General features: G+C 37.6%; 13 protein-coding genes. All 13 read right to left on the bottom strand.

All coding sequences use genetic code 11. The annotated features are described in order from the left end of the window. Nucleotides 1-17: 17 nt before the first annotated feature. The 13 genes from AC3B5D_RS02380 to AC3B5D_RS02320 all read right to left on the bottom strand — a co-directional run bounded on the left by AC3B5D_RS02380 (nucleotide 18) and on the right by AC3B5D_RS02320 (nucleotide 13,916). Entirely contained in the window at nucleotides 18-1,124 is a 1,107-nt protein-coding gene (locus AC3B5D_RS02380; RefSeq protein WP_489839697.1) for an SLC13 family permease, read from the bottom strand. A 155-nt stretch (nucleotides 1,125-1,279) separates the two neighbouring features. Further along, on the bottom strand, nucleotides 1,280-2,470 hold the full coding sequence (locus AC3B5D_RS02375) for a class I SAM-dependent methyltransferase (protein WP_489839698.1): 1,191 nt from the start codon (nucleotides 2,468-2,470) through the stop codon (nucleotides 1,280-1,282). A 145-nt stretch (nucleotides 2,471-2,615) separates the two neighbouring features. Then, on the bottom strand, nucleotides 2,616-2,885 hold the full coding sequence (gene rpsN, locus AC3B5D_RS02370; RefSeq protein WP_042493910.1) for a 30S ribosomal protein S14: 270 nt from the start codon (nucleotides 2,883-2,885) through the stop codon (nucleotides 2,616-2,618). A 2-nt stretch (nucleotides 2,886-2,887) separates the two neighbouring features. After that, the gene (gene rpmG / locus AC3B5D_RS02365; protein ID WP_002827335.1) at nucleotides 2,888-3,037 is read right to left on the bottom strand and encodes a 50S ribosomal protein L33; all 150 of its coding nucleotides are present in this window, start codon (nucleotides 3,035-3,037) and stop codon (nucleotides 2,888-2,890) included. A gap of 192 nt (nucleotides 3,038-3,229) precedes the next feature. Further along, nucleotides 3,230-3,862, bottom strand: a complete 633-nt coding sequence (locus AC3B5D_RS02360; protein WP_489839699.1) for a hypothetical protein — start codon at nucleotides 3,860-3,862, stop codon at nucleotides 3,230-3,232. 145 nt (nucleotides 3,863-4,007) lie between these two features. Beyond that, nucleotides 4,008-7,445 (bottom strand): pyruvate carboxylase, encoded by a 3,438-nt coding sequence (locus AC3B5D_RS02355; protein WP_489839700.1) that lies wholly within the window; start codon nucleotides 7,443-7,445, stop codon nucleotides 4,008-4,010. A gap of 181 nt (nucleotides 7,446-7,626) precedes the next feature. Beyond that, nucleotides 7,627-7,800, bottom strand: a complete 174-nt coding sequence (locus AC3B5D_RS02350) for a hypothetical protein (protein WP_489839701.1) — start codon at nucleotides 7,798-7,800, stop codon at nucleotides 7,627-7,629. 60 nt (nucleotides 7,801-7,860) lie between these two features. Further along, a complete protein-coding gene (gene pepT, locus AC3B5D_RS02345; RefSeq protein WP_489839702.1) occupies nucleotides 7,861-9,096 on the bottom strand; it encodes a peptidase T in 1,236 nt (411 codons plus the stop codon). Between the two features lie 14 nt (nucleotides 9,097-9,110). Further along, entirely contained in the window at nucleotides 9,111-9,908 is a 798-nt protein-coding gene (locus AC3B5D_RS02340) for a Nif3-like dinuclear metal center hexameric protein (RefSeq protein WP_489839703.1), read from the bottom strand. Then, nucleotides 9,895-10,596 carry a tRNA (adenine(22)-N(1))-methyltransferase gene (locus AC3B5D_RS02335; RefSeq protein ID WP_489839704.1) on the bottom strand — a complete coding sequence of 234 codons (702 nt, stop codon included), beginning with the start codon at nucleotides 10,594-10,596 and terminating at the stop codon, nucleotides 9,895-9,897. Before AC3B5D_RS02335 ends, AC3B5D_RS02340 begins: the two co-directional genes overlap by 14 nt. 154 nt (nucleotides 10,597-10,750) lie before the next feature. Further along, nucleotides 10,751-12,031, bottom strand: a complete 1,281-nt coding sequence (locus AC3B5D_RS02330; protein ID WP_489839705.1) for a tetratricopeptide repeat protein — start codon at nucleotides 12,029-12,031, stop codon at nucleotides 10,751-10,753. A gap of 19 nt (nucleotides 12,032-12,050) precedes the next feature. Beyond that, nucleotides 12,051-12,191 carry a hypothetical protein gene (locus tag AC3B5D_RS02325; protein ID WP_489839706.1) on the bottom strand — a complete coding sequence of 47 codons (141 nt, stop codon included), beginning with the start codon at nucleotides 12,189-12,191 and terminating at the stop codon, nucleotides 12,051-12,053. A gap of 21 nt (nucleotides 12,192-12,212) precedes the next feature. Next, nucleotides 12,213-13,916: a hypothetical protein gene (locus AC3B5D_RS02320; protein ID WP_489839707.1), complete on the bottom strand. Its 1,704-nt coding sequence runs from the start codon at nucleotides 13,914-13,916 to the stop codon at nucleotides 12,213-12,215. Between the last annotated feature and the right edge of the window lie 78 nt (nucleotides 13,917-13,994).

The following is a 13,994-nucleotide window of genomic DNA, read 5'->3' as shown; positions in this document are numbered from 1 at the left end:
GTATTGTATTTAATCAGTTAACGAAAGATTAATAAACCAATACCAATCGCAACAAAAAGGACTAGAAATAATAAATTAATAACCATTAATCGTATCGGAAAAGATAATGGCACACGATCAACACGTTGGTATTGACGCCATGCTAATAAATTAGCTAATGACGCAATAATTGTTCCCAACCCGCCAATCGAAACACCCAAATAGACTGCATAAGTTTGGTTTGTAAACGTACTTAATAATACCGTTGCTGGCACATTACTAATTAATTGGCTCAATATTGTACCAGAAAAAAAAGTTCCCATTGCTGTCATTGTCAATTTTTCAAATAAATTAGTCACAAAGGCCACCCGACTTAAAGCACCAACAATTAAGAATAGCTCGATAAATAGAATAATAATTCCGTAATCAACCGTTAAAAAGCTTTTACGATCAATAAACAAGGTTAGTAAAATACTCGTTATCAACGATATCATGATTGGCACCACATGCAACAACCCTGCTAAAACGATGCAACTACCAATTAACAAAATAATTGTTGTCTTGATTTTAATCTTTGGTGGCTCTAGTGTTAACTTTGTTAATGGTTCAGAGCGGAATAAAAAGCTACTTAAAAATAAGATGACACAGCTAATGAGGCCAAGCGGTAATGACATTTTAAAAAAATGACTTAATGTGACATGATAATGACTCGTTAAATAAATATTCTGTGGATTACCAAAAGGTGTCACGGCACTACCTAAGTTGGCAAATATCGTTAATAAAATAATCGGTAAAGAAGCTTTTGTATTCATTTTTTGTGCAATGACAACATATATCGGAATAAAAGTTAGTATTGCGACATCATTTGTTAAAAACATAGCACTCACATACACCAATAAAAAGATTGTCAGTTGGACTTGCCGGGTAGATTGACACTTATTGATAATTGTTACAGCAATAAATTTTAGCAATCCTTCATGTTCATACAAACTAATCAAAATCATTAATGATAACAATGCGAGAATCGTTTGTGTGTCAATATCTTGATAGTTAATTGATCCAAAAACTATGGTTAGCATTAATAAACTGGTTGTCACCCATAATGTCCGGTCATGACATATTTTAGAAATCAGTGTTTGCATCATTAATTCCCTTTCACCTTACTTATCACATACTGCTGTTATTAAATGGTAAACGAAAGGATCAAAGCAACCCTACATATCGGAAAGCTTTGATCCCCTAAATACCTAACCATAGTCACCTTGCAATAAGGGACTATGTTGTATGAAACGATTAATTATTAGTCACGTGCAGTCATAAAGGCACGATTCATTGGCAAATCATGACCTGAAGCACCTTTTGTCATTAAGAACTGCATAACATCGATATTACCACTCTCAAAGGATGCTGCACAAGCTTGCAAGTACAAATCCCACATGCGAGCAAATTGGTCACCGTACTCACTGACGGTCTCATCATAAACTTTATGATAGTTTGTTGACCAATGCTCTAGTGTCTTCTGATAATGACGTCGTAAAGGCTCAATATCATCCAGCTGTAAATTAGCATCCAAAACATGGGTCACATTCTCAGCAATATTTGGAATATAACCACCTGGGAAGATATACTTCTCGATAAATGGATCTACACCTGCACCATAATGTTGACCAGTAATACCATGAATTAAAGCACGACCATTTGGTACAAGATATTTGGCTACGTCTTTAAAGTATTCACCAAGGTTTTCTTTACCAACATGTTCAAACATACCAACTGATGTTACATAGTCAAATTGTTGATCAATATCACGATAATCTTTCAACATAACATGAACTTTATCTGTCAAACCTAATTCTTGTACGCGTTGCATAGTATAAGCATATTGTTCTTCAGAGAGTGTCACACCATAACTTTCAAGGCCGTATTCTTGCGCAGCCGTAATAATCAATGTACCCCAACCAGAGCCAATATCAAGTAATTTTTTACCAGGTTCACTGTGTAATTTGTCTAGAATATGATGAACTTTCGCGATTTGTGCATCTTTCAATGTCATATCATCATTTGCCCAATAAGCACATGAATAAGTCATCGTTTCATCTAACCACTTTTTATAAAAATCATTACCAATATCGTAATGACTTTGAATATCTTCCTTAGAAGTCTCTTTGTCATGAGAAGAAGTAAACTTACTCATGACTGCCCCTTTGAAACCACTTTGATCTGTTAAAAAGCTATCAGATTGACGATAAGCAGCACTCACTAATTCTTGAATACTACCATCAATCTCAATATCTCGTCTCATATAAGCTTCTGCTAACTCCAAAGTTGGCACTTTTGCCATCCGTTTCAAGTCAAGTTTCTTGTTAAAGGTCACGTGAACTTTTGGTAACCCTTCACCATACTTTTCGGTCTTACCATCCCAATAAGTCACTGAAATAGGTAAGTCAAACGCATTTTCAAGAAGCTTATTCAAAACTCTTTTTTGTAACATTCCTTATACCACCTCACAATAAAAAATATATATGTCCATTGTAAACCATATTGTCAAGTAGTGCGATAGATGATTTTTAAATTTTTTTCAAAAAAAAGAACAACCACAAATAGCGGTTGCCCTTTTTTGCCTTATGATAAAAATTTTACCATGAAGCCTTCTTAACACCAGGAATTTGACCCTTGTGTGCCAATTCACGGAAGTTCAAACGTGACATACCAAACTCACGCATGTATGCACGTGGACGTCCATCAATCTTATCACGACGGTGGATACGAACAGGTGAAGCGTTGCGAGGCAACTTTGACAACCCAACGTAATCACCAGCAGCTTTTAGTTCTGCACGCTTTGCAGCATACTTCTCTACAGTTGCTTCAATCTTCTTTTCCTTAGCGATCTTTGACTTTTTAGCCATGATTACTTTACCTCCTTGAACACAGTAACGCGACGCAACTTTGGAGAATACTTCTTTAACTCCAAACGGTCTGGCGTGTTACGACGGTTCTTAGAAGTCAAATAGATACGCTCACCGGTTTCGGCAGCTTCTAATAAAATGTTAATGCGCATTAACATAACTCCTTGAATTTATTTGTGAGGTGCCCCTCACCACTAATTTGAACGACAGGATTAGCTGCATTGGGCTAATCCCCAAGCTTGCGCCGTTACAATATAGCTAGTAAATTACAAATATTTATATTACACACTTTTTCAATAAATAGCAAGCTTTTTAACTCAAAAACATTGGTTTTCTTGGCAATGTTAAGCTTCTGTCAAACGCATAAAATACCAACTTAAAAAGCCCATCGCTACTGCCAAAATATCATTAGCAATCACATCCAAAAAGCCATTAATTGGCCAGCCCACTCGTTCAACAATAAACATTAATATGTGAAACAAAACATATAAAATAGCCAAAAGTGTTAATGCATTTCTCAATGATTCAAACCCATTTTTACGGGCCGATTGCCCAAAACGAATCATCGCATAAGCTAGTCCAAGAATAATTAATCCAGAAATAATATCATGAAAGGAAATTGGCGTAACTGTGATTGCAACATCTAATGAGATTGACCAGACAAATTGAAAGACCAACCAAACGACCCAAACTAACGCTAATACACGCATATCACGATTAAAGTCATCTTTTTTTGTTGCAATTGCGTATTTTATTAAAGCAACCATCGTCATTAAGATTAAACCGTCAGCAATGAATTGTAAGGTTTTAAAAACATATTCATAAGGCGTCCCCGTTGCTGTCAACATCGCTAATGGATATGGTCCAATTTTATACGTTGGCCAAACAATGGTCCCTAAAATACTTTGTAATAGCAATAGTGCACTACCAACCATCCCTGCACCAACAATAATCTTTTTCTGCCACCACGGTTGCATGTTTTTCTCCTCATTCATCAATGATTTTTATAAACAAAAAGAGCAAAAAGCTCCAACACCAATATAACGAAAAACTGCTTCGTCAGCAAGTTTTAAAATAGGTCTGTTATATTGAGCAAATCTTTTTACTCCATTACAATTGTCATTATTTTGGTTCAATTTCTAGCAATAAATCACCACCATCAACAACATCTGACGCGACGACGTGCACTTGCTTGACGACGCCATCGAATGGTGCTTGAACCGTTGTTTCCATCTTCATTGCTTCAGTAACAAGTAATGTATCTCCTTGCTTAACTAATTGTCCATTAGTAACCGCAACCGATAAGACACTACCAGCCATGGTTGCCCCAATTTCATTTTCATTCGATGGTTCTGCTTTACGACGAACAACCGTGGTTGTTTGTATACTCGTATCTTGAACATCTACTTCTAGAGGTGTGCCATTAACATCAAAGTAAAGCGTGCGTACACCATCAACATTCGGCTCACCAATTTCTTCTAACTGGAAAACAACTGTTTTACCAACACCCATTTGTACATCTACGCGTTCACCAACACGCATACCTTGGAAGAACGTTGGTGTATCAAGTACAGTCATTGGGCCAAACTTTTCATAATTCGCAATATAGTCCATGAATACCTTCGGATAAAGAATATATGAAATAACTTCTTCATCCGTTGGTTCGCGATGCAACAATGCTTGCAAATCTGTTTTTTCAGCAACAAAATCAGCTGGTTCACTCAGTTCACCCGGACGTACCGTGATAGGTTGCTGCCCTTTCAGGACAACTGCCTGCAATGCCTTAGGAAAACCACCAACAGGCTGACCTAAATCACCAGCAAAGAAGTCAATAACTGATTGTGGGAAATCAATGGTCTTGCCTTCTGCCAAGACTCGTTCGGGAGTCAAATCATTTTGTACCATAAACAATGCCATATCACCAACGACCTTCGATGAAGGTGTTACCTTGATAATATCACCAAACATTTGGTTAACCGTCACGTACATTTTTTTAACATCGTTCCAACGATCACCAAGACGTAATGCTTGTGCTTGTTGTTGTAAGTTAGAGTATTGACCACCTGGCATTTCTACTTCAAAAATGTCTGTTTGCGTCCCTGATGTTTCACTCATAAAGTCACGGTAGTATGGTTTGACACCTGCCCAATAATCATTAATTCGATTTGCCGCATGAATATCTAACTCTGGTTGTCGATCATGGCCGGTTAGAGCATAATAGACTGCCCCCATTGATGGTTGTGATGTTGCGCCTGAAAAGGCTGACATGGCAACATCAATAACATCAACACCAGCATCAACTGCGCGAGCATAGGTATAAACACCATTACCAGTAGTATCATGTGTGTGTAAATGAATGGGTACATCCACTTTATCTTTTAGTGCACTCACCAATTGGTAAGCAGCTTCCGGCTTTAATAATGCAGCCATATCCTTAATTGCGATAATATGTGCGCCTGCCGCCACTAGTTCTTGTGCAAAGTCCGTATAATATTTCAAGTTATATTTTGTTCTAGATGGATCTAAAATATCACCTGTATAGGCCATAGCAACTTCTGCTAATTTATTATTATCGCGTACGTATTGAATCGACTTTTCCATTTGTGGTAACCAATTCAAACTATCAAAGATACGGAATACATCCATACCATTCGTAGCAGATAGTTTAATAAACTCTTCTAAAACATTGTCTGGATAATTTTGATAACCAACCGCATTTGAACCACGGAACAACATTTGCGTTAATGTTCGTGGCATTTGCTTTCGTAACACACGCAATCGTTCCCAAGGATCTTCACCTAAGAATCGGTAGGCTGTATCAAAAGTGGCGCCACCCCACATCTCACTAGAAAACAAATTTGGCAAAGCTTGTTGCACATCGGCAGCAATTGCTGTCATATCCTTTGTTCGTAAACGTGTCGCAAATAATGACTGATGCGCATCACGCATTGTCGTATCTGTTAACAATACTTTGTCTTGTTGTTTTAACCAGTCAACAACACCATCTGGTCCTTGTGCATCGAGCACATCCTTAGCTGTAACCAGATTATCATCAAGTGGTACTGCAGGCGTTGACTCGTAATGACTGGCCGTATAAACCTTTGGCCGGTCATGGTCTAATCCAGGAAAACCATTGACTGTTGTTTCAGCAACATAACGAAGTACTTTACGTTCTGGATCCTTATCAGGTAAAATTTCAAACAATTCAGCATGATTATCAACAAAAGTTGTTGGTGCATCAGCTGCTCTAAAGGTTGGATGAGCATAAACATTCTTCAAAAATGGAATATTGGTCTTAACACCTCGAATCGCAAACTCATTCAATGCACGCTGCATTTTATCCACGGCTGCTGTGAAATCAGAACCATGTGTAATCAGTTTCACTAATAATGAATCAAAATAAGGCGTTACTGTTGCCCCAGCGTATACATTACCAGCATCTAAACGTACACCGGTTCCACCCGGTGAACGATACCAATCAATTTTACCCGTATCAGGCATAAAGTTATTTGCTGGATCTTCAGTTGTAATACGTGATTGAATTGCCACACCCACAGCTTGTAATTGTTCTTGCTCTGGAATATTTAGTGGTGCCTCGTGTAAGCTATATCCTTGTGCAATCAATAGTTGTGACTTCACAATATCAACACCTGTTACTTCTTCGGTAACAGTATGTTCAACTTGCACACGTGGATTAACTTCAATAAAGTAAAAATCATCCCCTTCGACCAAAAATTCTACCGTACCAGCACTTTGGTAAGCCACACTACGCATTAAACGTAAAGCAGCCGCTTGAATTCTTCGACGCATCTCGACAGAAACAGATACTGCTGGTGCAAACTCAATGATTTTTTGATGACGTCGTTGAATCGATGAATCACGTTCAAAGAGATGCATCACTTCACCTTGCTCATCTGCCAATATCTGAATCTCAACATGCTTGGGATCACGCAAATATTTCTCTAAATAAATATCAGGTTTACCAAAACTTTGCTTTGCTTCTGATGCTGCACGTTCGAAGGCTTCTTTTAACTCTGCTTCATGTTCAACAACACGCATACCACGGCCACCGCCACCAGCAGCTGACTTTACAAATAATGGATAACCATGCGTTTTACCAAAAGCCAATGCTTCCGCCACATCTGCCACTGGATGATCAGTTCCTGGCACGGTTGGTACATCTGCTTTCATTGCAATTTGTTTTGCAGTAATTTTGTCCCCAAACATCTTTAAATGTGCAACTGTTGGCCCAACAAACTTGATACCAGCAGCAGTGACAGCAGCTGCAAATTCATCATTTTCAGATAAAAAACCATAGCCTGGATGGATTGCATCGGCACCAGCTTCTTTTGCAATGCGAATGATATCCGCAATATCCAAATAAGCAGCAATGGGTGCTTTACCAGCACCAACTTGATAAGCTTCATCAGCTTTAAATCGATGTACAGCAAATTCATCTTCTTTTGCAAAGATAGCAACCGTTTTAATACCGAGTTCTTTTGCTGCACGAATAATACGGACAGCTATTTCACCTCGATTTGCAATCAACAACTTTTCCATTTGCTTTTATTCTCCCCTTATGACTTACTTTATGAAAAACATCTCATTTAAATAATAATGCTTTCATTTATTTTATCAGAAAAAGCGTTACATACGACAAAAAATTTCGTACATAACGCTAAACTGTAACATATTTTATAAACTAAACGATCATTAATCCAATTTTAATACATCATTGCGATTAGTGACGCTTAATTTCCTCAAATTCGCCATCAAAAACTTGATTATTTTTTTGATCACTTTGATAATCACTAGAAAACTCAGCATTTTGAATCTTGACTGCTAGACGCTTTAAGCGTTGAGAACGACGCCACCACCAGACACCGATTAGCAACATAATAATTAGAAAAAGCATATTTTTCCCCCCTATTTAATTAATGTGTATACTAACAATTATAGCTTAAAACAACCTCGGCTATTTTTCTGTATTTAAAGTTGCAATTTTAATAATTGTATCTGTTGCCTGTGCCATCACCTTAGTTGACACATACTCATAACGCCCATGCATGTTTTCACCACCTGCAAATAAGTTAGGTGTTGGCAACCCTAAGAATGTAATCTTTGAACCATCTGTCCCACCACGTACGGGTTCAATAATTGGTTCAATATCTAAATCACGCATTGCTTCAGCAGCTAGTTCAACAGGTGTCATATCATCTTTCAAGATTTCACCCATGTTATAATACTGATCTTTCAGTGTTAATTTAATACGATCAACACCTAATTTTTTATTCAAACGATCAACAATTTCGGTCATTAATGTCTTACGTGCCTCAAATTGTTGGCGATCGTGATCACGAATAATATAATCCATGCGCGCATCTTCAGGCGTACCAGTCAAACTCAATAAATGGAAGAATCCTTCACGACCCTCTGTCAATTCTGGCCGTTCATTAGCTGGTAGTGCATTATGCACATCAATGGCGACTTGTAAGGCATTAACCATCGTATTTTTGGCAGTTCCAGGATGAACATTACGTCCTTGAATCTCAATCGTTGCTGAAGCTGCTGAGAAAGTTTCCCACTCTAATTCACCTAATGGACCACCATCAACAGTGTAAGCAAAATCTGCCCCAAACTCAGCAACATGGAAGTTATCTGCCCCAATACCAATTTCTTCATCAGGTCCAAAGCCAAAGACTAATTTACCATGTTTAACTTCAGGATGCGTTATAAAGTATTCAGCTGCTGATACAATTTCTGCCACACCAGCTTTATCATCAGCACCTAATAAAGTCGTTCCGTCAGTGACAATCAACGTATGACCAGCATATTTTTTTAATGAAGGAAAATCTGCTGTTGTTAATGCGTAATCTTCATTTAGCTTAATGTCGGACTCTCCATCATAATCCGGAACAAACTGTGGCTGCACATTTTCAGCATTGAAGTCAGCCGTATCAACATGTGAGATGAATCCAATCGTTGGGACATCCTTATCGATATTTGAAGCTAACTCCGCAAAAACATATCCATCGGACATTGTTCTGACATTATCTAGGCCCAATTTTTTAAGATCAGCTGCTAAATCCTTTAAAAAGGCGACTTCTTTTGGGTCTGAAGGGACTGTTGTGGCATTTTCGTTAGACCGTGTATTGATTTTAACGTAATCAATGAAACGATTGATTAAATTAGGATAAAGTTCTTCTGTCATGTTATACCTCTTTTTTAAATGTAGCTATAAGGATCTGTATTAATTGTTGATGCAAAAACTTTTTGTAATGACCAATGATTCTCTTTTTGCCATGTTTTGATCAAAGACACCATATGTGGTTTTGCAATGGCTTCCATATGATGATCTGGATCAATCACCACAAAATCGTCTGCCAGTATATCATGGGCCGTATGATAATAAAGATCTGCTGTAACATAAGCATCAGCGCCAGCTGCAATTGCAGCAGCATATTCATCACCACCATCACCACCAAGGACTGCAATTTTTTGTATTGGTCGCTGTAAATCATTTGCAATGACCCGCACCGCTTTTACTTGAAATAGATCACGTACAAACTTGGCATATGCTGTCACTGTTTGTGGCTGTGCTAACTGACCAATACGCCCCATACCTGTTTGACCATCTGCATTCGGAATAAGTGGGACGACTTGCTTTAATTGTAAAGCAGCCGCCAACCAATCATTCATACCATTGATTGTTGCATCTAGATTAGTATGTGCGGCATAAACGACAATATTGTGCTTAATCAAATCTGCATACATCCGATTTTGTGGAATTGACAGATCTAAATTTTTGGCTGGATGAAACATCATCGGGTGATGTGCAAAAATAAAATCAACTTGCTGATCAATCGCTTCTTGAACGACCTCTGGCCGAACATCTAATGTTGTCATCACCCGCTGCACTTCTTGTTGTGGATCCCCCAACTGTAAGCCAATCGGATCTTTTTCCCAAGCTAAAGATTTTGGCGCGTAATCTTCAATCATGGTCATTAAATCACATGCTAGCATAAGCAATTGCCTCCATAATCATCTGTAATTCTTTTGCATACGCTTGATAGGCGTCACTATCAGCTTGATTATTTTTAATTAAAGTCTGCATAATTTTTTGAATTCGATTTGCTTCACGCTGCCATTTTTCAAACCAAACTGATGATGGTTCTGTTAAATTATATGGACCAAATTTAATTTCCCGAGCTGAATACGTCACATTTCCCGGTTCGGCAACCAAAATTTCATAGTAATGTCCATCATCTTCAACAACTGCTTCATCAGCAAGTTGATAGCCATTTTCTGCAAGCCAACTACGAACTAAATCGATATCAATATTGGGCTGTAAAATTAAGCGACGGTAACGATAAACATCTAACTGCCCTTCAGCAAGAATTTGACAAATTAAACGACCACCCATACCAGCAATAACGACAGTATCAATTAAATCACTGGTTCTAATTGCTGCTAGCCCATCAGCTAAACGTGGGCGCAAGACATCATTTAATCGATGACGCGTTATTTCTGCTTCAACATTAGCAAATGGACCAGGTGCAACTTCGCCCGCAATCGCAAATGAAATATGATTATTTAATAATAAATTAGCTGGTAAATAGGCATGGTCTGACCCAATATCTGCCATCCGTGCCCCATCTGGCACAAAGTCAGCAACTGCTGCTAAACGTTTTGACAAGTGCCAAGCGTCCATTATCCATCCTCATTTCTATATCTTATTATTTTCTAATAAACATATTATACAGTTTTAAATTCACCGTGACAAACGACCAAAATATTCGCGATATTAAAAAAACATATTATTTTGATAGCAAAAAATGACTGTCAAAATAATATGTTTTATTTATCTATTTATCTTTATCAAGTTCTTCTTGCAAAACTGCCATCATATCAAAATCTTCAGGAACTAATTTGACATATTGTTGTAGTGCTTGTAATGCCAATTGATGATCACCTTCATCTCTGAAATAGTAATAAGCTGGTTTCAAAAAGTCTGGCTGATCCATTAAAAATGGTAATGCTGCATGCCAATACTTTGTCGCCATATTAAAATCTTCTAACGCCGTGTAACTTTGTGCCAAGTGCCAATACAACTCAGGATTACTGTCTGTATCATCATCTTCAAAGTACGTATTTAGTAAATTAATATCACCTACATAGTCTTCTGTTTGTACCAAAAAAGCAGAATAACTTGTTACTAAGACACTATCATTAGGATTATTAGACAACCCTGCCTGGTATAACGAATTTGCTTGCTCTGGTTCGTTTAATTCAGCTGCTATTTTGGCACCTGCTTGATAAAACTTCACATTGAAAGGATCAACCGCAATTCCTTCCTGATAAGTTAATAATGCTAATTTAGGTTGATGTGTTTCTAAATATAATTGCGCTAAAGGATCATATAAACCAACATATGAAGCATCAAGATCACGTAATTGTGTAAATACTTTTATCGCTTTTTGCCAGTTATCTGGATTTGTTGCATAAGTTAATCCCAGTTGGAAACGCACATCTGGCGTCATGTCAGTCTCTTGAATCTGTTCCAAATACCCCAAGGCATTATCAAAATTTCCTACCAAAGCATAGGCCACACCAATTCGTGACACAATATCTAAGCCAGAAAAATATCGCTCACCTTGTTTAAGGAGTTCTCGATAATAAGGGATTGCAACTTGATACTTAGCTGTTGAAAAATAAAATTCCGCCAAAGCAAATTGAATAATCGGCTCTGCACTATCTAATCGATAAGCTGTTAATAGTTTGTCTTCAGCTGCTTCATTTATGCCCTCAGACTGATATAGGTCAGCAGCAACTAACAATGATTCAACATAGGCCGGTGATTCACTGGATATTTCTGATAAATACATCAATGCTTGATCAGTATTGTCTTCATCAATCGCAATATCCGCTAATGCTGTCCGTAGTTGATCTTCTTCTGGAAATTTACTTAATAATTTTTGATAAGCTCGTTTTGCTTGATTTGAGAATCCCAAGCCATATAGTTCCTCTGCTAATGAATAAATCGTATCATCATCGTCATATCGTAAAGATGATGCAAACGATTTTTTAGCTGCTTCTAGTTGTCCACTTGATAGTTCATCAAGCATGCGTTCTGCAAAACTTGCCATAACGCCTCCTGTTTCAAAATTAATCTTTCTGTTGTTGGAATTTTTGTTTTGCTTTTTCAAGTAATGCTTGGCGAGCTGATTTCTTTTGATCAACACTAACTTGACCCTTTTTTGCGGCACCCCGAGCAAAATCGTTTGATTTTATTGTTCCTTTACCCATACAAACTTCCTATGATTTATTTCATTCTAACGATTCGTTTTTAATTGACACAACATTGGCTACAGCTGCACCTTTGATTGATTTAACCTTTAAGTCAACTTGATCGCCTGCTTGCATCAACAAAGCAGTTTGCTTTTGTGATGGATCCAATGTATATAATGTGTCATCATTAGCTAATTTAAAGACAACAACTTGTTTACTATTTAAAGTTGCATTCGTATTGACTCGCACAACTTTACCACGAACTGTTTTAATTTTTACCTTTTGATCACTAGCAGCAGCTGATTGCGCACTCCCAGCCAACGCATTACGATATGATGCTAAGGCATCTGAAGCATTCGCTCCTTCTCCAATCACATTTTGATCAGCACCTTTAATATAAGCATATTCACGGAATCGTTCATTATTATCCATCATTGACACAACCCATGTTGGTGTTCCATCAATATTCATAATAACTGGATTCGAACCATGCCACTTATTTTGCGGATGTAATTGCTTGGCAACTTTCATGGCACCTTCAGAATCCATAATACCAACATTTTTACCTGTATAGAAACGTAATTGTCCGGTCCGAGTATCTACCAATGAATACCCTTTGTCTGAATCGGCATTTGAACGCACCGTTGTAAAATCATCAAAGTAAGCTAATGAACCATTAGCATTAAACGTTGGTGTTACACCACTTTCAGAGCCATTTTCAGTTGGTTTGATTTGATTTTTATGTCGGAAATTAAAGGCATATGGATTACCATAAGTACGATTCATTAACGTGGCAGCTTCGGGTGAAACACCAACGTCTACCCACTTTGGTAAGTTACTCGTTTTGTAGACCGTTGTTTTCCCAGTATCGGCGTTGGTAACAGCAACATGAATGTTATCAAACAACAATTGACCAGCCCATCTCACACGTAGTAATGTTTGTACCCAATAAGTTTGCCCATGATTATTAACTTCTAAGATTGGTTCACCAACTTGTTGATAACTTGGATTTGCAATATAAATTTTACGAGCAATACTATGTGAAAACCAGCTCGTTTCAGAATAAGCCATATCTCTTTTTACAAAATGGGCTGTATCATTAATATCCGTTGCTGATACCACAAAATATCCGGGTAATTTACGATTCATAAACCATGAAACAAACCCGTTAAATTCGACAGGTGCAACATAGTATGGCTTACCTTTAATATATTGTGCAGATAAATCACCTAACTCATACATTGATGAATCTGGCACTTGCGAGAACGCCTTTTTCATCATATTTTTTGCAGCTTGAGCTGATAATGCAATTGGTTGATCATCCTTTGTTAGAGGTGCTTCCTGTTGCTTCTTTGCTTGTACAGAATGATACATTGGTCGCACAGTAACCGCTTTTGAAACACCAGCAGCTACTGAAATACCAATCGCCAACAATGGTATAATAAACGGCCATAAACTAATGCCCTGTAAACTATATGAACGTTTACCATTTGTCACTCGCTCAACTATGACAGACGATGCACCGATAATTAATGACCAAATACTAATGAATGTTGTTTCAATAGCAACTGGTATGACTAATTGTGATAAGGTTGGTACTGGCATCCACCAGTACACAAATATTAAGTTTAAGACTGTCACAATAATGATTGCTAACCAGTCTAACTTATGTAACTTCAATTTTTTTGCCCATAAAAACGTTGCAATAGCAGTTATTTCAAGGACCAAAAATGATGTAATCATATCATTCTCCTCATAAAAATAGATACCCATATTGTACCATAATCTAGGCTTTTTTTAAGTTTACCTTCGTTATGCTAT

This window comes from Weissella sp. ESL1177 (assembly GCF_058107185.1).
Note: the sequence above shows the minus strand (reverse complement) of the source record. Positions and strands in the feature narration are given on the sequence as shown.